The organism is Pimelobacter sp. 30-1 (assembly GCF_018831735.1).
Lineage (GTDB): Bacteria > Actinomycetota > Actinomycetes > Propionibacteriales > Nocardioidaceae > Nocardioides.
Genome location: NZ_NHTS01000003.1, coordinates 338,781 through 360,221 on the forward strand (window position 1 = coordinate 338,781; position 21,441 = coordinate 360,221).

Sequence of the window (21,441 nt, forward strand, 5' to 3'; positions counted from 1 at the left end):
CCCTCGGAGGATCGATGAACGCCGACCGGACCGTTGACCGTCGTCGCCTGCTCAAGCTCGCCGGAGGCGCGGCGGCCGTGACCGCCCTGAGCCCGCTCAACCCCCTGGGCCCCCTCGGCTCGCCCGCACCGGCGAGTGCTGCCGGCAACGGCTTCGGCCTCACCATCACCGACCAGGCCGTGTTCGGCCGGATGAACTACTTCCGGTTCGCGACCAGCGAGATCGGCTGGCAGCCGGGCGTCAACGTGCTCCTGCCCGACGACTACTACACGACCAGCTGGCGTCGCTATCCCGTGCTCTACCTGCTCCACGGCGGCCTCCAGGACTTCCGCAAGTTCGACATGGAGGACGACATCCGCGGCCTGACCGCGGGACGTCGCCTGATCGTGGTGATGCCGGACGGCGGCGGTGCCGGCTGGTACAGCAACCCGGTCTCGTCGTTCAGCGGACCGCGCAACTGGGAGAGCTTCCACATGAACCAGGTGATCCCCTGGGTCGACGCGAACTTCCGCACCTACGCCGAGTACGACGGCCGCGCCGTGTCGGGCTTCTCGATGGGCGGCTTCGGCGCGCTGAAGTACACCGCGAAGTACTACGGGCACTTCGCCTCGGTCAGTGCCCACTCGGGCCCCGCGAGCCTGCGCCGCGACGCCGGCCTCGTCGTCCACTGGGCCAACACCAGCTCGGCGGCCGTCGAGCTCGCCGGCGGCACCGTCTACGGCGCCCCGTTCTGGAACGAGGGCCGGGTCAGCGCCGACAACCCGGTCGAGCGGCTCAACAGCTACCTCAACAAGCGCATCTTCCTCGTCTGCGGTCTCGACGAGGACATCAACGAGACGCCCGTCCGCGCCGGCCAGCGGGAGTTCCGCGGCCTGCTCGCCTCGCGCGGTATCCCGCACGAGTGGCACGAGCTGCCGGGCGGGCACTTCGTCCGCCGCGACATGCTCCAGCGCGACATCGACGGCGTCATCGCCCGCCTGAAGAAGGCCTGACCTGGGACACCCCCCCACGGATCGAGTGCCCGCGCTTCTGGGAGCGCGGGCACTCGGTCGTCCGGGGAGGGTGCGCACCATCGGTCAGCCCGCGCTGGGGTGGTAGATCGACACCTTCGCGGGCCAGTCGACCTGGTAGCCCGTCGCCGGCAGCTCCGCGATCCGGTTGAGCCGCCGCGGCAGCCGGCCGGGGCAGAACTTGTCGTTGTTGCTCACCGCCCCGACCCGCACCGCGCCCTTGATCCGGGTCTGCCCCTCGTACGGCGGCGTGAGCAGCGGGCCAGTGACAGTCGCCCGGACCGCACCGGTGAACGGCACCTCGCACTGCAGCCCGAAGATGCCCGCCGAGCCACTGATCCGGAGGTCGAGGTCCATCGCCAGCCCGTCCTCGTCGTTGCAGGCGACGTCGCTGGCCATCGGCGAGGCGACCACCCGCGTCGGCACGTCCTCCATCCGCGGCATCCCGGGGATCACCAGGCTCGCCTCGAGCCCGTGCGTGACCACCCCGTCCGCCGGGATCACCAACCGCGCCTGGATGCCCTCGCACCCGCTGCCGGCCTGGGCCGCGACGACCCGGACCACGCCGCACACGGAGACGTCGATGTCGGAGATCTCCAGCGGCCCGTCCCCGGCGACCGTGCCACCGGTGACCCGGGCGACGAAGCCGTACTCCGTCGGCGGCGGGTTCGGGTTCGGCTTGCACGCCGCCGGCAGCGGCACCGCTGCCGCCACCGTCGGTACGACCGGCGCCTGCGGCGCCGAGGGCCCCGGCGGCGCGGCCGCACCGGGCAGCACCGTCAGCACCACCGCGCCCACGGCCAGCAGCGGTGCCCAGCGCCAGGGCTTCGCGGGTCGGTTCATGGCGTCCTCGCTGTTCCTGTTGTCCGTCGTGGTCGCGACCGGCCGGGGACGCGGGTCGGCGTCCCCGGCCGGTCGCTCGATCAGCTCGCGGCCAGCGAGATGTCGTCGAGCTGGGCCCAGGTGTCACCCGAGGCCCAGAGCCCACCGAAGACCTCGAGCGAGGCGTTCGGGCCGGAGTTGAAGTTCACGGTGACCTGCGTGTAGCCGGTCAGCTTGCCGTACTTCTTCTCCGCGACGACCGCACCGCCCCCGGGTCTGCGCACCCCGAAGTAGCCGTTGGCGTTGTTGGCCGACGTCCGGATCCACCCGGTCAGGGTGTAGTCGGTGTTCTTCTTGAGCGCGACCGTCTGGTGGAGGTCGTTCCACCCGCTGGTCTTGCGCACCCAGCCGTTGTTGGCGCCGGTGCGCGCGTTGCCCAGGCCCTGGTCGACGCCGCAGGTCCCGGCGCAGGCCCACGGCCCCAGCCCGGCGTCCTCGAAGCCGCCGTCGCCGACCCGCTCGCCGGCCAGTGCGGCCCGGAGCGTGTTGGCGTCCACCTGGTAGATGTCGGCGGTCATCCGCGCGCTGTTGGTACCCGCCGCGGAGGGCAGGCCGCCCTGCGCGTTGATCACGTAGTTCAGCGCGCCCGTCAGCCCGCAGTCGTGCGCGCCCGGCGCCCGGAACGAGTTGTCGACGGTCACGATGTCGAGGAACCTCAGCCCGCCGACCGGCTGGCCGGCGTTGCTGCCGGGGTTGAAGTGGCCGCTGATCGGGGTGTTCGGCGGCGGCGGGGCGGTGGTACCCGTGGTGAGCCGCAGCGGGATCGGGTCGCTGGCACTGCCGACATGGCACTTGGAGCCCAGCGCCGTCAGGAAGTCGGTGAACGGGTTGCTGATCTGGGCCCGCAGGTCCAGCTCGAACGCCGGCGCCCGGCCGGTCCGCAGCGCCCCCAGGTTGACCTTGGGCAGGGCCGTCATCTTGGGCGTGGCGTAGGCCGCCAGCGGTCCGATGCCCGCACCGGGGATGCCGAGGATGCCGCCCGGCACCTCGATCGGCTCGGCGGTGAGGATCTGCTGGAGGTCGTTGTCGGGCGGCACGACCGTGGTCACGAAGGTCTCCGGGTCCTGCTTGATCCCGAACTCGAGGGTGACCGGCGAGCTGGTCTCCAGCTCGAAGTCACCCAGCTTCATCTCCAGGCCGGTCGCCTTGACGTAGACGCAGGTCCGGACGTCCGGGTTGTCCACGGGGCAGTTGGCGTACTTCTGCAGGTTCTCGGGCAGCGGTTCGGCCGACGCGCTGCCGGGGGTCGCCGCGGCCAGGAGCGCGGTCACCACGCCGGTGCCGACGGCGAGGGCCAGCGCCTTCCGGGCTCGTGGAGAACGCCGCGCCCCGCGCGGGCGGTCCAGTAGTCTCATTGCTCAGCTCCATCTGTAGGTGGGGTGGTGTGGGTGGCCCGCGCAGTGAGGTTGCGCGGGCCACCCGTCTTTGCAGCCGTCACCGGGTCGGGAGGAGGCGACGGCGTCCGGAGGCGAGCCGGTCAGTACTTCAGGGACAGGTGCGGCGAGAGGCTCAACGTGCCGCTGGTGAGCTGGGTGTTGGCGATGGTGCAGCCGCTGATGGCGGTCGCCGCGAACGCCTGCGGGCTCGCGGTGAGCACGTTGGTCCCCGTGTTGTACGTGCCGCTGGTCGTCGCCCCACCGGTCGGCCCCTGCGCCTTACAACCGATGCTCGGGTCCTCGAACACGATGGCGTTGGCAGGCAGCGCGAGGGTCCCGGTGATCGAACCGGAGTAGACCACGCCCGGCGTACCGGCGGCGGGCGCCGTCAGGTTGAGCGTCCACGCGCCGTTCTGGGTGGTGACGTCGAGCGGGACGGCACCGCCGCCACCCCAGACGTCGCTGGTGACGTCCTGGCAGACACCCAGGGTGGAGCCGCTGCTCGACGAGGAGATCCGGGCGGGCGGGGTGACCGAGATCGACCGGGTCGCACCGGGCGCGATGTCGGCGACGTTGGCCGCGGTGAGGGTCTGGCTGAACAGGCCCGCCGTGGCCCGGCACTCGATCCTGGTGAGGTTGTTGTTGATCTCGGTCGTGAACTTCAGCGTGCCGGAACCGGTGACGGTGGTGCCGGCCGTGAGCGCCGAGCCGCTCGTGACGTTCCACATCTGCCAGTTCGGGTTGGCCTGGGCCGAGGTCGAGGTCGCCGCGACGAGGCTGGCGGTCAGGGCGGTGGCACCGAGGGCGGCGCCGATCATCTTCTTGTTCAACATTGGGGGTTGTCTCCTTGTGAGGTACTACTTCGTGGGCATTCCTTCTCTTCGGCGACAGCCCGTGCTGTGAGGTTGGTGCACGGGTTGCTCCGTCTGTGGGGTGCGCGTCAGGAGGTCATGACGCTCACTCGAATCCGTAGCCAGGGGGCAGGTCCGTGCGCTTGGGAAGACCCACCGCGTCGACGGTGACGTCGAGCGAGAGGTCGCTCAGGCCCGGCACGATGGGATATCCCTCCGGCGGCGGCAGGACGCTGAAGCCGGACGGGAAGAAGTTGGCCAGGTCCCGCTTCTCGCCGCCCGGCGTACCGCCGTCGTGGAAGCCGTAGCCGTAGAACTGGGTGTTGACCACGCCACCGCAGCTGGCGGCGCTGCGCGGCACCCGGATCGTGAACGAGTTGGACCCGATCGTGGCGGTACCGCCCTCGATCGCCCCGGTCAGGTTCCGGGTCGGCAGGTAGACCTTCTCCTGCCGCTTCGGCACGCGTGGGTAGTAGAAGTCGGCCGGGCTGCCCGGCTGCGCGGCGATGGCCGGCGGCTCGGCCGCCGTCGCGGCCAGGTCCTTGGGCGCCGTGCCGAAGGTGCCCTGGACGCCCATGTTGCGGCACAGGAAGCGGGGGTTCGGGTTGCCGTTGGGCAGCGGGCCCGGGTCGGCGTCCATCGTCGAGTCGAGGTCGGTGGCCATCTCCAGCGAGCCGTCGGGGGCTACGCCGCTCACCCGGACCGTCAGCTCGCGGGCGATCATGTTGGTCATCCCCATCTTGTCCAGGCCGCTGATCCGCTGGCCGAGCGTGCCCGGGAACGGGGCGACGGTGGTGTCCGGGAACGGCACCCAGCGCACCGCGGGCGGCGGTATGTCGCCCTGCGTGATCCGGCTGATCTGGCTCTCGATCTCGACCAGCGAGTAGGACTGGAGCGCCTTGATGGTCGGCCCGGTGTCCTGCGCCCGGACGTAGGGGCACAGCGTGACGTCGGCCGGGACGACGGTGACCTTCATCGACGGCAGGCTGACCCGCGCGATGACCCAGCCGGTGATGCGGGAGCCGATGATCGAGAACGGCACCTGGTCGCCCCAGCCCTTGGCCCGGGAGCTGTAGCCGGCCAGCATCACGCCGTTCGAGAGCTTCAGCCGCAAGGGAACGGTGTAGCCCTCGGGGCTGCCGGCCTCGGTGGGTGCGGGCAGGGCCGGCGCCGCGCAGGACGGCTCCGGGCTCTGCTTCAGCTCGCCGATGCTGCGCGGCAGGTACGGGTCGGGATTGAGGCCATACTCCACCTGCCCGGCCTCCGGAGGGAGCGGCGGCAGGTAGTGCTCGCGCGGGTCGTCGTCATCGGCCCGGGCCGCAGGTGCGGGCCCGGTGGCCAGCACCAGGGCGCCCGCCAGCACCGCCGCGACCAACCCGGCGGGCGCTCTCCTCGTTCCTCGACGCATCGCTCTTCCTCTCAGTCCGGGCCGCGCTGCAGCAGCCGCGGCCCCTTGGCGCACGGCTTCGGGTCGGCCGCCCCCGACGTCGCCGGTACGGCGAGCGGCCGGGTGCTGCACAGCGGCTGGCCGACGTTGATGGTCAGGTCGCCGTGGAAGACGCCGCCGCGGGCGACCTTGCTGAGGTCGTTGCCGACCCCGGGCAGGAGGCCGAACAGCACCTCGATGGCGTCGGTGTTGCGGCTGAGCGCGGTGCCGATGGCACCGGTGCCGCGGAGCAGCTCCTGGAAGGGGCCGGTCTGGGTGCGGACGAGCTCCTCGATGGTGTCGGCGGCCTCGCCGCCGTCGACGAGGAGCTGCTCGAAGTCGGCGTCGTTGTCGGCGAGGCCCTGGGCCAGGACGTCGAAGGAGCGGACGATCGTGGCCAGCTGCTCCTGGGTGGCGTTGCCGGTGCGGAGCACGGTGAGGCCGTCGACGATGAGCTGGCGGGTGCCGGGGGCGGCGTCGGTGACGGCGTTGATGAACCGCTGGCCGCCGACGACCAGGGTGCGCAGCTCGGGAGCGAGGCCGCTGAAGGCGTCGGCCATCAGGGTCTGCACGGTGTCGAGGTCCGCGGGGTCGAGGGAGCGCAGCAGGGCCGTGCTGCTGGCGAGGGCCTCGCTGACGGTGGTGGGGACGGTGCCGGTGGCGATGGTGCTGCCGTCCTCGAGGTGCGGCTCGGCGGAGCCGGTCGGCACGGTGGTGGGGACGAGGTCGACATAGCTCTCCCCCAGGGCCGAGAGCATCCGGACGCGGGCCTCGACGCCCTGTGGGACGGGCTGGTCGTCGGACAGGCTCAGCCGCAGGTGCACGCCCGAGGGGCTGACCTCCATCGAGGTCACCTTGCCGATGCGGACGCCGCGATAGCTGACGTCGCTGTCCTCGAACAGCCCCGCCGACCGGGGTACGTCGACCGAGACCTCGTAGTCGTCGTCGACCGGCGACCAGCCGATGATCTGCACGCCGATGTAGTAGAGACCGAGCAGCAGCCCGATCCCGATCCCGATCAACCGCGGGACCGGTGAGACCCGGTTCATGGCTGCCTCCTCGACTCGAGCGGGCCCAGCGCGGTCATCAGCGACGTCGCGGCCGGGCGGGCGGCCGGGCGGCCGGAGGTGACCGTGCCGCCGGCGGTCGACGGCGCCGAGCTGAAGGCGAGCTGGGCCGCGACCGACGTCCGGGCGTAGCCGTACTTGGTCACCTCGGGCACCTGGTCGGCCAGGACCCGCACGTTGCGGATCATCGGCGTGATCAGCTCGCGCGACTCCACGATCTGCCGTACGACGGGCACCAGCCGCTTCAGCGCACGCACGGTCTGCCGGCCGCTGCGGTCGATGATCCGGTTGCCCGCGTCGGCCAGGCCGTCGAGGCCCTTGAGCAGCGCGCTGAAGTCGTCGTTGAGGTCCGCGAGCACGCCGAGTGCCGGCGAGATCTCCTTGATCCCGTCGACCAGGACGTCGCTGCCGTCGTCGAGCTGCCGGGACAGGCGCGCGACCTCGTCGAGCGCCCGGTCGATCGGGCCGAGCCCGCCGGCCAACAGCTCGGCGGACTTCTCCAGGCGGCCGAGGAGCTGGCGTACCTGCGGCTCGTTGCCCGAGAAGACCGCGTTGAGCTCGCGGGAGATGGTGTGCAGGTCGCCGACGCCGCCGCCGGTGAGGACGGTCGCGAAGGCGCCCAGGGTGTCCTCGACGGTCGGCGCCGCGGCGGTGTCCTCGGCGGCGAGGGTGTCGCCGTCGCGCAGCGGGGGCCCGCCTTGGCCCTCGGGTGGGCGGTGGATCTCGACGAACTGGTCGCCGAGGGGGTTGTCGAAGCGCACCTCGACCGTCGTCCCGCCCGGGACCTCGACGCCGTCGAGGAAGCGCAGCTCGACCTCGGCGCGGTAGCCGTCGACCTCCATCGCGCCGACCTCCCCGACGACCCGGGCACCGTCGCGGATCTCGGCGTTGGCGGGCAGGTTCAGGACGTCGTCGAAGGACGCCGTGACGCTGTAGGTCTTCTCGTCGAGACCGCCGGGCTTCGGCATGTCCTGGAGGCTGAGCGAGCAGCCGCTCACGGCCAGCGTCAGCGCGGTGGTCGAGGCGAGCACGGCGATCGGCAGCAGCCGCGTGCTCCTGGTCGTCCTGGTCGTCCTGGCCATGTCAGCCACCCAGCCCTTCGAGCGCCCGCCGGGTCCAGGCGGACGCGTCCGGGGTGCCCTTCGGCTTGCGCAGCTCGTCGAGCCAGCGGTCGGTGCCGCAGGCGAGGTCGAGCACCTCGCGGTCGGAGAGGTCCGGGGTCAGCGCGACGGCCATCATCCGCAGCAGTCCGTCACCGCAGATCTGCGCGCGGACGGGGGCTCCGGCGACCGGGTCGAACCGGGCCCGGATCGCCTTGCCGTCCTTGGTGTCCACGATCGCGTTGCCCACGTTGGACGTCGCCAGCGGCAGGTTGCGCAGCAGGCGGGTCAGCGCCTTCTGCTGCTTGCCGACCTCGCCGGCGACACCGGACAGGCTGGTGATGGTGCCGGCGAGCTGGTCCTTGTTCTCCTGCACGAAGGTGTTGAGCTCGGCCAGCAGGTCCTGCAGGTTGGTCAGCACCGCGGTGACCTGCGGCGCGTCGCCGGCGAGGACGCCGCTGACCGAGGCCAGGTTCTCCGCCAGGTCGCGGTACGTCGTGCTGACGCCGGCCGCCGCGGTGCTCAGCTCGCCGAGGTCGGTCAGCCCGGAGGTCACCGCCTCGGGGTCGCTCGCGACGGCGTCGAGCGTCGTCCCGAGGTTGTCGACGAGCTCGTGCACGGTCGTGCCCTTGCCGCCGAGGCGCTCGGCCAGCGCGCCGAGCACCCGCGAGAGCGAGCCGTCGGCGTTGGCGCCCTCGGGCCCGAGCAGCCGGGAGAACTCATCGAGGTTGTCGATGATCTGGTCCACCGACTGCGGTACGACGGTCCGGTCGACGGCGATCCGGTCGCCGTCGCCGAGGCGCGGGCCCGAGCCGTCGTACGCCGGGGCGAGCTCGATGAACCGGTCGTTGACCGCGTTCGGCGCCATCAGGAAGGCGCTCACGTCGGCCGGGAGCCGGTGGTCGGCGGTGACCTCGAGCTCCACCTCGACACCCTCGGCCCCGGGATCGACCCGGGTCACCCGGCCCACCGGGACGCCCAGGATCTTGACGGAGTTGCCGACGTAGACGCCCGGCGCCTCGGCGAACGTCGCGGTCACCCGGTAGGTGCCCGGCCCGGCGCTCGCCCGCCACACCACGAGGGCGGCGACGACCACGAGCAGGGCCCCGAGCAGGGCGATCACGTTGCGGCGGGTCATGGCCGGCACCCCACTCTCGGGTCGTTGGGCGCTGGGAAGGCACCGGCGTCGGCGCACTCCTGGATGACGGCGTCGGGGATCAGCCCGTTGGGCACGACGATGTCGACGAACCGCCCGGTCCCGGTGACGCGCGCGATGTTGGTGCTCAGCTGCTCCATCGCCGGGATCGCCCGGCCGAGGCTCTCGTTCTCGGTGGCCAGCGCCTTCGAGATCTTCTCGAGGTTGTGCAGCATCGGGCCGAGCTTGTCGCGGTTGACGGCCAGGATGCCGGCGAGCTGCGCGCTGAGGTCCGCGGTCCCGCGCACGAGCCGGCTGATCGCCTGGCGCCGCTCGCGGAGCACCGCGGTGAGGGCGTCGCCCTGGCTGACGATGTTGACGATGACGTCGCGGCGCTCGTTGATGATCTTGATCAGCTCGCTGCCCGAGGCGACGAGCTCGGAGATCCTGTCGGCGTCCTCGGCGAGGTTGCCGGCGAAGTCGTTCAGGCCGGTGAGGGCACGCTCGACGGCGTCGGCCGACGTACCGGTGAGGGTGGCGGTGACGGTGTCCAACGCCTTCTGCAGCTGGGGGATGTCGGTCTGGTCGAGCTGCCCGGAGACCCGGCCCAGCTCGTTGACGAGGGTGCGGCTGGCGAAGGTGCGCTCCACCGGGATGGGCTCGTCCAGCTCGCCCGGACCGGCCGGGTCGAGCTCGAGGAACTGCGAGCCGAGCGGGTTGAGCACCTTGACCCGGGCCGAGGTCAGCTCGCCGAGACCGACGTCGCTGTCCACCTCGAAGTCGACCCGTACCCGGTCGTCCTCCAGGACGATGCCGGTCACCTTGCCGACCCGGACACCGCGTACCTGCACGGTCTCGCCGCCGGTCAGGCCCGACGCGCTCGTCAGGTACGCCGCGTGGTCGTCCTTGCTGTTGACGAACGGCAGCCGGGTCAGGTTGAGGCCGAGCAGGACGAGCACCAGCAGCACCGCGGCGGCGATCACCGCCACCTTGAGCGGATCGCGGTCGGAGACCCGCCAGTCGTCGAGGTCGAAGTCGCGCAGGTTCATCGGCAGACCTTTCCGGCGCGGGCGGGGTCGCCGACCTGCCCCGAGGGCAGCTGGAGACCGGCCGGGTCCTGCGGCGCGGCGAGCCCCGGCACGAGGGAGAGGTTGAGCCGGCCCGTGGCGCGCAGGTCGAGGTTGCAGAGGTAGACCTTGACGAACGAGCCGGAGTCCATGATCCGGTTGAGGGCGTCGACGGTGTCGGGGACGTCCCGCATCAGGTCGATGATCGCGTCGGAGCTCTCGTTCAGCACCGCGGAGGCGTCCGCGACGCCGTCGATGTCGGCGTTGATGGCGTCGGTCGACTCCCGGGTCAGCGCGGCGGCGTCCTCGCCGAAGCGGGCCAGGCCGTCGATCGTCGAGGCGAGCACCGCGCGCTGGTCGCTGAGGTTGCCCACCACCGAGCCGAAGTCGTCGATCATGCTGCTCAGCGCGTCGCCCTGCTCGTTGACGCTGGTGAGCAGGTCGGCGAGGCTCGTGATCACCGTGGAGATGACCTCCTTGCGACCGGCGAGGTGCGTGGTGATGGTGCCGACCTGGTCGACGAGGTTGGCCACGGTCCCCGACTCCCCCTGGAAGATCGCGACGATCGACGCCGTGAGCTGGTTGACCTGCTCGGGGTCGAGCGCGTCGAAGAGCGGCTGGAAGCCGTCGAAGACCGCGGTCAGGTCGACCGTGGGCAGGCTCTGCCGGGCGGGCAGCGTCCCGCCGGCCCGGAGCCGGTCGGCGGGCGGGCCGTCCGGCGGCAGCAGCGCCAGGTAGCGGGTGCCGATCAGGTTGGCGTACCGGACGGCCGTGCGGGTGTTGGTGTGGACGGCGTGGTCGCCGCTCACGACGAAGGTGACCTCGACGTCGTCCCCGCGCAGCTCGACGCCCGTCACCTTGCCGACCTCGAGCCCCGCGACGGTGACGTCGTCCCCCGAGCGCAGACCGGCGGCGTCGTCGAGCCGGGCGTGGTACTCCTCGCCGTTGCGCCGGCCGAGGTCGAGCACGGAGATGACCACGAAGACCGTCAGCAGCAGGGAGACCGCGACGAACACGGCCACCGACAGCAGCAGGCGTCCGGAGCGGGGCGGGCGGGCGCTCGTCACGGCGTGCTCCTGTCGGTCGGGCGGTCGGTCGAGCGGCGGCTGAGCGAGCAGAGCGGCTGCGGGCAGCCCTGGTACGTCGGCGGGTCTGCGAAGCCCGGACGGACCGCCTCGTTGAGCAGCCGGACGATCTGGTCGGGGTCGCCGCCCGCGGTCATCGCGAGCACGAGGTCCGCCGGGTTGCGCACCGAGAGCGCGGCCATCCGGATGTCGGGCATGCCGTCGGCCAGCGCGGGCGCCCAGGACGCGGCCCAGCGGTCGACGCTGCGCAGCGTCCGGGTGATGACGTCGGGGCCCTGCGAGAGCGCGGCGAGCAGCGCGACCGCGCCGTCCACGCTGTCGGCGTACGCGTCGATGGTGCTCTCCAGCAGGTGCGCCGACGTGACCGCGAGCTTGCTGCCGTTGCTCACCAGCGACCGGAACGAGTCGGCGTTCTCGCGCACCGTGCGGGCGGTGGTCGTGACGTTCTCGACGAGCGAGAGGAACTCGGGCGTGATCTCGCTGAGCCCGCCCGCGAAGGTGGCGAGCTCGTCGAGGTTCTCGACGAGCGTCGGCCACAGCGGGAGCATGATGCCGAGGTAGTCGTTGGTGGAGACCAGCGTCCGGCCGAGCTCGTCGCCCTGGCCGTTCAGCGCCGTGGCCAGGCCCGAGAGACCGGCGTTGAGCCGGGCCGGGCTGACCTCCTTGAGCACGTCGTTGAGGGCGACGAAAGTGCCTTGCAGAGAGGGATTCCGCGCTGCGTCGTACGCCGGGACGACGGCGTCGTCGGCCAGCCCGGCAGGCCCGCCGTCGTGGGTGGCGAGCAGCTGGACGTACTGGTTGCCGAAGATGGAGATCGGCCCGACCGTCGCGACGACGTCCCGCGGCAGGCGGTCGAGCCAGTGTCGCTCGATCCGGACCTCGACCTCGGGAACGCTGTCGTCGCCGGTGCCCGCGCCGGTCCGCGCGGCCTTGACGACCGTCCCGACGCGCACGTCGCGATAGGTCACCGGGCTGTCGACCGCGACCACCGAGCTGGCCGGCGGGAGCTGCACCCGCAGTGTCGGCGCCCCCGAGAATGCCCCGTTGAACTGGGCGATCACGAGCCCCGCGACCCCCAGCACGAGCACGCTGAAGACCACGCCCAGCCGGGTCAGGACGCGCGGGTCGCGGTAGAGCGCGTAGATGTCCATCTAGACCCGCACCCCCGTCGAGGTGCCCCAGAACAGCAGCGTCATGAGCATGTCGGCGACCGCGATCGTCACGATGCTCGCCCGGATCGCGCGCCCCGACGCGACGCCGACGCCCTCGGGTCCACCCTGCGCGGTGTAGCCGTAGAAGCAGTGGATGAACGTGATCATGAGGCCGAGCACCACGACCTTGAGCACCGACAGGACGACGTCCCCGGGATCGAGGAAGAGGTAGAAGTAGTGGTCGTACGTGCCGGTCCCCTGGCCCGCGATGAGCTGCACCGTCACCTTCGAGGCGAGGTAGGCACCCGAGAGCGTGACCAGGTAGAGCGGGACGACGAAGATGCTGACCGCGATCAGCCGGGTGGTCACGAGGTACTCCATGCTGGAGACCGCCATCGTGTCCATGGCGTCGATCTCGCCGCTGATCCGCATCGCGCCGAGCTGGGCGGTGAACCGGCAGCCCATCTGAGCGGCGAGCCCGAACGCGGTGATCAGCGGCGCGAGCTCGCGGGTGTTGCCGACCGCGGCGACCAGGCCCGAGAGCGGCGAGAGTCCGACCACGCTCAGGCCCTGCATGCCCTCCAGGCCGAGTTGCACGCCGATCACCGCGGACAGCAGCGCGGAGACGAACACCGTGCTCGCCGCGACGGTCAGGAGCCCCTTGCCGAAGGCGATCTCGGCCAGCAGCCGCCACACCTCGTGGCGGTAGCGGCGCAGCGCGAGCGGGATCGTCACGACCGCGTGGATGCAGAACAGCAGCATCGTGCCCTGGCGGCGCAGGTTGTCGCCGAACCCGCGCACGATCAGCCCGCCCCAGCGGGGGCCGGTGCGCGGCATCAAGGACGTCGCCATCGTCCTCACCCCACCCTCGGTGGCGCGGCCAGCAGGAAGACCTGGCTCACCACGAGGTTGATGACGAACAGCAGCACGCCGGTCAGTACGACGGACCGGTTGACCGCGTCGCCGACGCCGGCCGGACCGTGCTGCGCGTTGAGCCCCTGGTACGACGCCACGAGCGCCGCGACCAGCCCGAACAACGCCGCCTTGACCGTCGACTCGATCAGGTCCGCCGGCTGCGCGAAAGCACTGAACGACTGGAGGAAACCACCCGCGGTGCTGTTGAGCAGGTAGACCGCGGACAGGTAGCCGCTGATGATCCCGACGAACGCGACCACCCCGTTGAGCAGGACGCTGACCAGCATCGTGGCCAGGATCCGCGGCGCGACGAGGCGCTCCAGCGGATCGACCGCCATCACCCGCATCGCCGCGATCTCGCTGCGGATGGCACGCGAGCCGAGGTCCGCGCAGATCGCGGAGCCCCCAGCACCGGCCAGCACGATGCCGCTGATGATCGGCGCGGCCTGGCGCACGGTGCCGACCGAGTTGACGCCGCCGACGAGTGACGCGGCACCGACCTGGCTGGTCAGGCCGCCCACCGTGAGCACCAGGACCAGACCGAACGGGATCGCGATGAGGATGGTCGGCAACAGCGAGACCGAGGCCAGGAACCGCGTCTGGAGCACGAATTCCCACCACGAGAAGCGTCGTCGTACGAGCGCACGGACGGTGACCGCGCACGAGTCGACGAACATGGCGACCATGCCGCCGAACCCGCGCGCGCTCTCCCCCAGCGCCGGGACCGGCCCGGCCCTCACAAGAGGTCCACGCTGTCGAGGAGCCAGGTGTCACCGTGCCGGACCAGGTGCATCCGCAGCCGGCTGGCCTGGCTGGTCGGCTCCGCGCTCTGCTTGCTGCTGGCCGACTGGTCCGCGAACACCAGCACCGTGGCCAGGTCGCCGTCGACCTTCTGGACCGCGGCATCGATCACGGTGCCCTTGGCGGTGGCCTGGAGCTGGGTGAACATCGGCGCCAGCGTCTTGTTGGTCTCGGCGAACTTCTGCTGGAAGGCGTCGGTCGAGCCCTGCTCCAGCAGCCGCTGCTGGGCCGCGAGGTCGCGGTAGTCGTACGTCGTGAGCGCGACCGCGAGTCCCCGCGCCTGCTCGAGCACCTCGGCCCGGGTGACCGAGGCCGACTCCAGCCGGTCGACGTCCGACCGGCTGTCGTCGAGCCGCAGCCACAGGTAGCCCACCGCCGCCGCGAGCAGCAGCACCAGCACGACCGCCGCGACGACCGGGGGCCGCGGCCGGAAGCCGCGTGCGGCCGGAGGGAGGTCGGCAGGAGGCAGGTCCGCCGGGGGCTGCTCGGCCGGGGACTCCTCGGCCGCGGGCTTGCTGGTGACCAGTCGCTTCTTGGTGACGAGGCTCGTCGACATGACGCTTCCTTCGGGTCGGTGGGGACGACAGGGATCAGGGGACGGACGGCTCGCCGAGACCGGCGTCGACGCCCAGCTCGGCCTCGGCATCGACCATCTCGTCCATGCCGATGGGGCCACGGGCCTCGCCGGCGAAGAACTGCTGCACGATCGGCCGCTCGCTGGCGAGCACCTCGGCCGCGGGACCGAAGGCGACCAGCCGGGAGCGGAACAGCATCCCGATGTGATCAGCCGTACGCCGTACGGAGTCGATGTTGTGGGTGATCACGAAGAACGTGCACCCCGTGACGGCCTGCACCGACCGCATCAGCTCGTCCAGGTGAGCCACCCGCACCGGGTCGAGCCCCGAGTCGGGCTCGTCGAAGAACACGATCTCCGGGTCCAGCGCCAACGCCCGGGCCAGACCGGCCCGCTTCTTCATCCCGCCCGAGACCTCACCGGGCATCTTGCCCAGGTGCTTGACCAGACCCACCATGTCGGCCTTGGTGTGCACGACCTCGCGCACCTGCGCCTCGGTCAGGTCCGTGTGCTCGCGCAACGGGAACGCGATGTTGTCGTAGAGGCTGATCGACCCGAACAGCGCACCGTCCTGGAACAGCACACCGAACTTGCGTCGTACCCGCATCAGGTCGCGGTGCCGCATCCCCACGATCGGCTCACCGTCGACGTAGATCTGCCCCCGCTCGGGCGGGTACATCCCGATGATCGTGTTGAGCAGCACCGACTTGCCCGTGCCCGACGGCCCGAGCACCGAGGTGATCTGCCCCCGCGCCACGTCGAAGCTGACGTCATCGAGCACCTGCATGGGCCCGAACGCCTTGCTCACCCCGCGCAGCGAGATCACCGCGCCCGGATCGAGGTCCGGATCGAGGCCGGCTGCAACGCTCCGGCCTGCGGCCGTCTCGACGGTGGGTGCTGGTCCACGTGTCACGTGAGGGTCCTCCCGTAGGGCTCCGCACGGGCGCAGCGAGCCTCCGAGAACCCGCCCGTGCCTTCGCCGCTCGCACCCCTCGAGCGGTGTAACCAGCAGTTACAACTGACAGTTACATCCCCATATACTTCGCACGTGTAGTAAGATGTGTCAAGGGTCACAAAGAGTTGAGATGTGACGTTCTCAGCCGGGCTCGCCCTGGCGAGGACAGGCAGGTCGAGGCCGGCGCTGGCGCGCGCCAGGGCGCCGGATCAGCGGCAGGACGGCCGTCGACGAGGCCGACGAGCCGGCGCGGAGGTGCGGTGGTGCCCCCGGTAGGAGTCGAACCTACGACCTTTCGCTTAGGAGGCGGCTGCTCTATCCACTGAGCTACGGGGGCGCGGGCTCCATCCTGTCAGGTCCGGACCGGCCGGCCGCGCGCACCCTTCCCCGCCGCGCCACAATTGGAGTAGCGTTCAATTATGAGCGCTACTCCAACTACGATCCGCGCGGCCGCGGTGCAGACCGAGGCGCGGCTCGGGGACGTCGCGGCGAACCTGGCGGACTGCGAGCGGCTCGCCGACCGGGCCGCGTACGACGGCGCGGGCTGGGTCGTGCTGCCCGAGTTCTTCTCAACGGGGATCGGCTACCTGCCGCGGATCTCGGCGGAGGCGCCGGGGATCGACGGGGAGCCGACCCGGCTGCTGGCGGGGCTGGCCGCGCGGCACGGGATCCACGTGGGTGGCTCGACGCTGGTGCGCGATCTCGACGGCGAGGTGCGCAACGCCTTCCTGCTGTTCGGACCGGACGGGCTGGTCGGGCGCCACGACAAGGACCTGCCGACGATGTGGGAGAGCGCGCTCTACACCGGCGGGAGCGACCCGGGCCGCCTCGACGTCGCCGGTACGACGGTCGGCGTGGCCCTGTGCTGGGAGCTGATGCGCTCCCAGACGGTCGCCCGGCTCGGCGGTGAGGTTGACCTCGTGGTCGGTGGATCGGGGTGGTGGAGCCTGCCGGAGTGGCCGCTGCTCGGGGGCGCCGAGCGCCGCAACCATGCACGGGCCACGGCCGCGCCGGCCACCTTCGCCCGGTACGTCGGGGCGCCGGTCGTGCACGCGGCGCACGCCGGGCGGGTGGACTGCGCCTTCCTCGGTACGCCGCTGCGCTACCGCGGCCGGCTCGAGGGAGGCGCGCAGATCTGCGACGCCCGCGGGCAGGTGCTGGCCTCCCGGCACCGCGACCAGGGCGAGGGCGTGGTGATCGCCGAGGTCACGCTCGGGCGGACGACGCCGGCCTTCGCCCACGACCGCTTCTGGCTGCAGCGGCGGGGCGCGGTCGCCGCGGCCGCCTGGCACTTCCACAACACGGTCGGGCGGCGCGCCTATGCGCGGGCCCAGCAGCAACGCACCCACCAGCACGAGGAGAGCACCCGATGAGCACCACCACCCCCAGCGCCCTGACCACCTCCGGCGCGGTCGAGCTCGCGGCGGGCGCGCTGTCCGGCTGGGTCTACACGCTCGCGATCGCGGACAAGGAGCGCGCCCGGCGCCTCGGCATCGTCAGCACCCCGCGGGTGCGCCAGTGGCACCTCGACCTCGCCGCCCTCGGTACGGCGACCGTCGCGCTCGGCGCCGCCCTGCCGGACGCCCCGGCCCCGCTCCAGCGCACGCTCGCGGCCGGCGCGTGGAGCAACGCGATGCTCTTCCTCCCGCTGGCGTTCCGCCCGGAGCTGGCCGACGACCGGCGCTACCGGGTGGCGGTCGCGGGCTCGTTCGTGACCACGTCGGTGGGCTTCGTGGGGTTCGCGGCTACGGCGCTGCGGCGTCGGCGCGCAGCGCGTCGCTGAGCAGGCGGCGGCCGACGGCAAGCGTCGCCGCGAGCTCGTCGTCGTCGATGCGGAGCCGGTCCTGGCGCAGGGACAGCGCGATCACGCCGTTCCAGGCGCCCCACACGAAGCGGGTGGCCCGGGCCAGGTCGACGTCGGCCCGGATCTCCCCCGCCCGCACGGCGGCCTCGAGGTCGGTCTGCACCGCGCCGACGAGGGCCTCGACCCGCTCGGCGATGCGCTCCTCGACCTCGGGATCGGCCTGGCCCGAGCCCGGCTCCAGCACCCGCAGCGCGATCATCTGGAAGGCGCCCGGGTGCTCGACGTGGAAGCGCAGGTAGGCATCGCCCGCGGCGAGGACCCGCTCCAGGGGGCTGTCGAGCCCGAGGTCGAGCACGTGCGCCATCGCCTGCTCGTTGAGGTCGAGGGCCCGCTCGACCAGGGCCAGGTAGAGCCCGGTCTTGCTCTTGAAGTGCACGTAGACCGAGCCCACCGAGACGTCGGCGGCCTCGGCCACCTCGTCGATCGTCGTGGCCTGGAGGCCGCGCTCGCGGAAGAGTCCCTCGGCGGCGTCGAGGATCGCAGTGGCGGTGCGGGCCTTGCGGCGGGCGCCGCGGGGGCTCGTCGTCACGTCCCGCACTCTAGGGCGTGTCTCCCAAGTCCGCGCAGCAGGCGCGGACTTGGGAGACACGCCCTAGTTGGCGCGGCACGGCAACCGATCGGCCTGCTGCCGCGTCTATGTCTACGTGATGTGGATTGCCGCAGGGATCATGTGGTTCATCGTGCTCCTGCTCGCGGGCGTGGCGATCGCTCGACGCTGACCCGCCCCGAGAAGGGGCACCCGACACGCAGTACCGAACGAACACCGAACAACACACCGAGCCCGTGCCGACGTCGTCGGCACGGGCTCGGTGCTGTGGGTGGGGTTCAGCCGGTCAGGCCTCAGGCCTCACGCCGCCGGAGCAGCACCAGCACGGCTCCCGCGAGGACCATCGCCAGGCCGGTCGGGATCAGCCAACCGGCCGGACCGCCCGTGTTGGGCAGGCCGGTGCCGGCGACCTCGCCCGGCGTCTTCGGCGGGTGGTTGGTGGTGACCCCGGCGACACCGCAGGTGATGCCGGTGACCTGGTCGGCGGTCTCCCCCGGCGCCGCGGCGCGGATGACGTCGTACTCGACGCCGCCCTCGGTGTAGGTGAACGGGTAGACCCCGGCGAAGCCCTTGGCGATCAGGTCCGCGAGGTCGACGATCAGGATCGTGCCCGGGATGTCGGCCCGTCGCGCCGACACCTGCGAGTCCATCGGGATCGAGCAGACCACCGCGCGACCGTCGACCGGGCAGGCCTTGGTGTTGGTCTCCGACGGCACCGGGTAGGTGTACGTCGACTCACCGCCGGGGAACTCGGTGTTGCCCACGGCCGTCAGCGTGATGCTGCCGTCCTCGTTGCGGGTCACCGTGTAGCCCGGGTTCTCCGGAACCTCGCCGTAGACGGCGTTGTCCGGCCCGCACGGGTCGAGCACGTCGACGTCGGGCGGCGGGATCGTCGCCGGGCAGGCCACGTTGCTGTCCGTCGGCGCCGGGTAGGTGTACGTCGACTCGCCACCCGGGAACTCGGTGTTCCCCACGGCCGTCAGCGTGATGCTGCGGTCCGGGTTGCGGGTCACCGTGTAGCCGGGGCTCGGCGGCACCTCACCGTAGACGGCGTTGCCGGGACCGCAGTCGTCGGTCACCAGCAGCTCCGGCGGCGTGATGGTCGCTGCCGGGCAGCCGACATTGCTGTCCGTCGGCACCGGGTACTCGTACGTCGGCGCGCCGCCGGGGAACGTCCAGCCGACGTCGGCGGTCAGCGTGATGCTGCCGTCGGGGTTGCGGGCGACGGTGTAGTGCCCCGGCGGGACCTCGCCGTACACGGCGTTGCCCGGACCGCAGTCGTCGGTCACCGGCACCTGCGGCGGGGTGATCGCCTGCGGGCACTCCACGTCGCTGACGTCGTGCGCCTGCTCACCAGGCTGCGCGAAGCGGATCGCCACCGAGTCCTGGGCGTCCGGGAACGGCCACGGGAACACCGGGGGGTCCGGGAAGTTCTTGAGCGTGTTGACGCTGACGATGATGATGTGGTCGAGCACGCCGCCGGGGGTGGAGACGTACTTGCAGACGACGACCTTCTTCTCGTTGACCGGGCAGGCGACGTTGCTGTCGACGGGCGCCGGGTAGGTGTGCGTCGCCTGGCCGCCCGGGAACGTGGCCGGCGCGACCGCGGTGAGCGTGACGCTGCCGTCCGGGTTGACCACGGAGGTGTAGTCGGGGCTCGCCGGGACCGGGTCGTAGTGGGCGTTGCCCGGACCGCACTCGTCGGTGGTCGTCAGCACGGGTGGGGTGATCTCCGCCGGCTGCGGGCAGGCCGCGGTGTTGGTCTCGACCGGCGGCGGGAGGCTCACCGTCTTGAACCCGCCGAAGAACAGGTAGCCCGCGTCGGCGGTGAGGGTGATCGAGCCGTCGGGGTTGCGCACGGCCGTGTAGGTGCCGGCCGGGATCACGCCGTAGACCGCGTTGCCGGGACCGCAGTCGTCGACGACCGGGACGACCGGCTTGGCGATCTGGGTCGGGCAGTCCGAGAGCGGGACGTCGTGCGCCTGCTCACCGACGTTGGCGTACCGGATCGCGACCGAGATCTGCGCGTCCGCGAAGGCCCACGGGAAGGTGCCCGGGAAGCCCGGCAGCGAGTTCACGCTCGGGATGATGATGTGGTGCAGCACGCCGGGCGGCGTGGACACGTACTTGCAGACGACGACCTTCTTCTCGTTCGGCTCGTCCACGGAGGCGGCGCCGAGCAGGGTGCCGGCCGACGGGTTCGCGACGGAGGCCGTCTTCTTGGCGGACGCCGCGGGCGCCAGTGCGGGCGCGGGCGTCTCGGCCGGGGCCGCAGGAGTGTCCGGAGCAGCCGGCGCGGGCTCGTCCGCGGGCTTCGGGTCCGGCTTCGGGTCGGGCTTGGGCGCCGGCTTCGGGTCCGGCTTCGGCTCGGGCTTCGGCGCCGGCTTCGGGTCCGGCGCGGGCGCCGGGGCCGGCCCGGGCGCGGGCGTCTCGCTGACCGCGGGCGTGCCGGGGTCGGAGTCGACGTCGTCCGCGAGCGCGGGCGCCGCGAAGGCGGTGGAGGCGAGCAGCACGGCGGGAAGCAGCAGTGCGATCTTCCGCCCCTTGCGCCACGGGTGGAGCGCTGTTTCAGACTTCATGGGTCAAACCCCCAGGCATCGCGCTGTGGGGACCGCGACCAGTCGGAACGTCTGCGAGCGGGCGGTGTCCGAGCACCAGGAGGAGGAGCACCGGGCCTCCGTCCGCGCCCCACCGCCGACGGGTTTCCTGAGCTCTCCCTCTGGCCGCTGTCAGCTCCCGAGCGGAGGTGGCGGCCAGACCCAATTGCAGAGTAGGGACTTAGGTCCCGGGTCATGGCGGTTTTGGGGTAAAGACCGCTCCCCGGCGGAGAATTTAACCTTGCCCGTGACCTGGGCCACGGCCCGTCCGGTGCGGGGTCAGCCGGTCAGCCGACGAGCGCGACCGCGGCGCCGTAGCCCTCGGGCACGGCGACGTCGCGGACCGACCACTCCCCCAGCCGGCGACCAGGAGCCTGGTCGGTGCCGAGGTAGTCCAGGTGCGGGTCGCGGCCGAGCCCGATGCCGATCCCCTTGAGGTAGGCCTCGGTACGTGCCCACGCGCGGGTGAACCGGACGGTGGCGCGGCCGCCGTCGAGCGTGCCCTGCGCGGCCGCCTCGATCTCCTCGATCTCGCGCGGGTGCAGCAGCTTGGCCAGGGCGACCGGGTCGTCGGGGTGGCGCTCGACGTCGACGCCGACGGGGACGTCGGCGACCGCGACGAGGACCTGGCCGGGCGTGTGGGAGAGCGAGAACTCCACGGGAGCGCCCTCGGCCCGCGGACGGCCGTGCGGCTCACCGCAGCCGGGGCACGCGTGGCGGCCCCAGACGACGTCCTGGGGTGCGAGGCCGGTCGCGGCGCCGACCACCAGGCGCGCCGCCGCGTGGGCGATCTCGTAGGCCCGGCGCAGCTCCGCCCGGACGTACGACGACGCCTGCGCGCGCTCGCCCTCGTCGAGCCAGGCGCGGCCGGCCTCGAGCTCGTCGTCGCCGACCCGCTCGGTGTCGACCAGCCACACGCCCAGGCGCGCGGCGTCGTCGGCGGGCCGGCCGGGGGCGACCAGCAGGGACTCCAGGGTCACCGGAGAGACCGGGACCGCTGCCTGGTCCGGGACCGCCTCTGCTGCTTCGCGCCTCATC

Annotated in this window: 20 protein-coding genes and 1 tRNA gene; 3 read left to right on the top strand and 18 right to left on the bottom strand. The window is 72.0% G+C overall.

The features are described from left to right. The first annotated feature begins 14 nt into the window (after positions 1 to 14). Complete coding sequence (locus tag CCO04_RS07010; RefSeq protein ID WP_215813396.1) at positions 15 to 992, top strand: alpha/beta hydrolase family protein; 978 nt, start codon at positions 15 to 17, stop codon at positions 990 to 992. A gap of 84 nt (positions 993 to 1,076) precedes the next feature. Here the strand turns inward: CCO04_RS07010 and CCO04_RS07015 are convergent, their stop codons facing one another. The 15 genes from CCO04_RS07015 to CCO04_RS07085 all read right to left on the bottom strand — a co-directional run bounded on the left by CCO04_RS07015 (position 1,077) and on the right by CCO04_RS07085 (position 15,732). Then, positions 1,077 to 1,853, bottom strand: a complete 777-nt coding sequence (locus CCO04_RS07015) for a hypothetical protein (protein WP_215813397.1) — start codon at positions 1,851 to 1,853, stop codon at positions 1,077 to 1,079. A gap of 80 nt (positions 1,854 to 1,933) precedes the next feature. Beyond that, complete coding sequence (locus tag CCO04_RS07020; protein ID WP_215813398.1) at positions 1,934 to 3,247, bottom strand: hypothetical protein; 1,314 nt, start codon at positions 3,245 to 3,247, stop codon at positions 1,934 to 1,936. 122 nt (positions 3,248 to 3,369) lie between these two features. Continuing rightward, a complete protein-coding gene (locus tag CCO04_RS07025; protein WP_215813399.1) occupies positions 3,370 to 4,101 on the bottom strand; it encodes a hypothetical protein in 732 nt (243 codons plus the stop codon). A gap of 124 nt (positions 4,102 to 4,225) precedes the next feature. Next, positions 4,226 to 5,527 (bottom strand): hypothetical protein, encoded by a 1,302-nt coding sequence (locus CCO04_RS07030; protein WP_215813400.1) that lies wholly within the window; start codon positions 5,525 to 5,527, stop codon positions 4,226 to 4,228. 11 nt (positions 5,528 to 5,538) lie between these two features. Beyond that, on the bottom strand, positions 5,539 to 6,594 hold the full coding sequence (locus tag CCO04_RS07035) for an MCE family protein (protein WP_215813401.1): 1,056 nt from the start codon (positions 6,592 to 6,594) through the stop codon (positions 5,539 to 5,541). Then, positions 6,591 to 7,694, bottom strand: coding sequence for an MCE family protein (locus CCO04_RS07040; RefSeq protein WP_215813402.1), 1,104 nt, complete (start codon positions 7,692 to 7,694; stop codon positions 6,591 to 6,593). Before CCO04_RS07040 ends, CCO04_RS07035 begins: the two co-directional genes overlap by 4 nt. A 1-nt stretch (position 7,695) precedes the next feature. After that, entirely contained in the window at positions 7,696 to 8,850 is a 1,155-nt protein-coding gene (locus CCO04_RS07045) for an MCE family protein (protein ID WP_215813403.1), read from the bottom strand. After that, complete coding sequence (locus CCO04_RS07050) at positions 8,847 to 9,896, bottom strand: MCE family protein (protein WP_215813404.1); 1,050 nt, start codon at positions 9,894 to 9,896, stop codon at positions 8,847 to 8,849. The genes CCO04_RS07045 and CCO04_RS07050 overlap by 4 nt, the downstream gene beginning before the upstream one ends. Next, the gene (locus tag CCO04_RS07055) at positions 9,893 to 10,981 is read right to left on the bottom strand and encodes an MCE family protein (RefSeq protein ID WP_215813405.1); all 1,089 of its coding nucleotides are present in this window, start codon (positions 10,979 to 10,981) and stop codon (positions 9,893 to 9,895) included. Before CCO04_RS07055 ends, CCO04_RS07050 begins: the two co-directional genes overlap by 4 nt. Next, a complete protein-coding gene (locus CCO04_RS07060; RefSeq protein ID WP_215813406.1) occupies positions 10,978 to 12,150 on the bottom strand; it encodes an MCE family protein in 1,173 nt (390 codons plus the stop codon). Before CCO04_RS07060 ends, CCO04_RS07055 begins: the two co-directional genes overlap by 4 nt. Next, on the bottom strand, positions 12,151 to 13,002 hold the full coding sequence (locus CCO04_RS07065; protein WP_252372836.1) for an ABC transporter permease: 852 nt from the start codon (positions 13,000 to 13,002) through the stop codon (positions 12,151 to 12,153). 5 nt (positions 13,003 to 13,007) lie between these two features. Then, on the bottom strand, positions 13,008 to 13,805 hold the full coding sequence (locus CCO04_RS07070; protein WP_257753797.1) for an ABC transporter permease: 798 nt from the start codon (positions 13,803 to 13,805) through the stop codon (positions 13,008 to 13,010). After that, positions 13,802 to 14,422 carry a hypothetical protein gene (locus tag CCO04_RS07075; protein ID WP_215813407.1) on the bottom strand — a complete coding sequence of 207 codons (621 nt, stop codon included), beginning with the start codon at positions 14,420 to 14,422 and terminating at the stop codon, positions 13,802 to 13,804. Before CCO04_RS07075 ends, CCO04_RS07070 begins: the two co-directional genes overlap by 4 nt. Positions 14,423 to 14,456: 34 nt before the next feature. Next, positions 14,457 to 15,248 (bottom strand): ABC transporter ATP-binding protein, encoded by a 792-nt coding sequence (locus CCO04_RS07080; RefSeq protein WP_215813408.1) that lies wholly within the window; start codon positions 15,246 to 15,248, stop codon positions 14,457 to 14,459. Between the two features lie 408 nt (positions 15,249 to 15,656). Beyond that, positions 15,657 to 15,732: transfer RNA gene (locus CCO04_RS07085), tRNA-Arg, on the bottom strand. Positions 15,733 to 15,814: 82 nt separating this feature from the next. On the opposite strand from CCO04_RS07085, the gene CCO04_RS07090 reads away from it, so the two are divergent. Then, positions 15,815 to 16,768 carry a carbon-nitrogen hydrolase family protein gene (locus tag CCO04_RS07090; RefSeq protein ID WP_215813409.1) on the top strand — a complete coding sequence of 318 codons (954 nt, stop codon included), beginning with the start codon at positions 15,815 to 15,817 and terminating at the stop codon, positions 16,766 to 16,768. Beyond that, complete coding sequence (locus CCO04_RS07095) at positions 16,765 to 17,178, top strand: hypothetical protein (RefSeq protein WP_215813410.1); 414 nt, start codon at positions 16,765 to 16,767, stop codon at positions 17,176 to 17,178. Before CCO04_RS07090 ends, CCO04_RS07095 begins: the two co-directional genes overlap by 4 nt. Here CCO04_RS07095 and CCO04_RS28375 read toward each other — a convergent pair. The 3 genes from CCO04_RS28375 to CCO04_RS07110 all read right to left on the bottom strand — a co-directional run bounded on the left by CCO04_RS28375 (position 17,141) and on the right by CCO04_RS07110 (position 21,440). Then, positions 17,141 to 17,788 (bottom strand): TetR/AcrR family transcriptional regulator, encoded by a 648-nt coding sequence (locus tag CCO04_RS28375; RefSeq protein WP_215813411.1) that lies wholly within the window; start codon positions 17,786 to 17,788, stop codon positions 17,141 to 17,143. The genes CCO04_RS07095 and CCO04_RS28375 overlap by 38 nt on opposite strands. Before the next feature lie 311 nt (positions 17,789 to 18,099). Beyond that, the gene (locus CCO04_RS07105) at positions 18,100 to 20,385 is read right to left on the bottom strand and encodes an LPXTG cell wall anchor domain-containing protein (protein ID WP_215813412.1); all 2,286 of its coding nucleotides are present in this window, start codon (positions 20,383 to 20,385) and stop codon (positions 18,100 to 18,102) included. Positions 20,386 to 20,690: 305 nt separating this feature from the next. Then, positions 20,691 to 21,440 carry a 4'-phosphopantetheinyl transferase superfamily protein gene (locus tag CCO04_RS07110; protein ID WP_215813413.1) on the bottom strand — a complete coding sequence of 250 codons (750 nt, stop codon included), beginning with the start codon at positions 21,438 to 21,440 and terminating at the stop codon, positions 20,691 to 20,693. Position 21,441 lies beyond the last annotated feature (1 nt).

Coding starts and splice junctions, on each gene's coding strand:
- CCO04_RS07095 (WP_215813410.1), top strand. CDS start 16,765: ATGAGCACCACCACCCCCAGCGCCCTGACCACCTCCGGCGCGGTCGAG.
- CCO04_RS07065 (WP_252372836.1), bottom strand. CDS start 13,002: ATGGCGACGTCCTTGATGCCGCGCACCGGCCCCCGCTGGGGCGGGCTG.
- CCO04_RS07105 (WP_215813412.1), bottom strand. CDS start 20,385: ATGAAGTCTGAAACAGCGCTCCACCCGTGGCGCAAGGGGCGGAAGATC.
- CCO04_RS07015 (WP_215813397.1), bottom strand. CDS start 1,853: ATGAACCGACCCGCGAAGCCCTGGCGCTGGGCACCGCTGCTGGCCGTG.
- CCO04_RS07010 (WP_215813396.1), top strand. CDS start 15: ATGAACGCCGACCGGACCGTTGACCGTCGTCGCCTGCTCAAGCTCGCC.
- CCO04_RS07035 (WP_215813401.1), bottom strand. CDS start 6,594: ATGAACCGGGTCTCACCGGTCCCGCGGTTGATCGGGATCGGGATCGGG.
- CCO04_RS07050 (WP_215813404.1), bottom strand. CDS start 9,896: ATGAACCTGCGCGACTTCGACCTCGACGACTGGCGGGTCTCCGACCGC.
- CCO04_RS07045 (WP_215813403.1), bottom strand. CDS start 8,850: ATGACCCGCCGCAACGTGATCGCCCTGCTCGGGGCCCTGCTCGTGGTC.
- CCO04_RS07060 (WP_215813406.1), bottom strand. CDS start 12,150: ATGGACATCTACGCGCTCTACCGCGACCCGCGCGTCCTGACCCGGCTG.
- CCO04_RS07075 (WP_215813407.1), bottom strand. CDS start 14,422: ATGTCGACGAGCCTCGTCACCAAGAAGCGACTGGTCACCAGCAAGCCC.
- CCO04_RS07110 (WP_215813413.1), bottom strand. CDS start 21,440: ATGAGGCGCGAAGCAGCAGAGGCGGTCCCGGACCAGGCAGCGGTCCCG.
- CCO04_RS07040 (WP_215813402.1), bottom strand. CDS start 7,694: ATGGCCAGGACGACCAGGACGACCAGGAGCACGCGGCTGCTGCCGATC.
- CCO04_RS07025 (WP_215813399.1), bottom strand. CDS start 4,101: ATGTTGAACAAGAAGATGATCGGCGCCGCCCTCGGTGCCACCGCCCTG.
- CCO04_RS07030 (WP_215813400.1), bottom strand. CDS start 5,527: ATGCGTCGAGGAACGAGGAGAGCGCCCGCCGGGTTGGTCGCGGCGGTG.
- CCO04_RS07090 (WP_215813409.1), top strand. CDS start 15,815: ATGAGCGCTACTCCAACTACGATCCGCGCGGCCGCGGTGCAGACCGAG.
- CCO04_RS07020 (WP_215813398.1), bottom strand. CDS start 3,247: ATGAGACTACTGGACCGCCCGCGCGGGGCGCGGCGTTCTCCACGAGCC.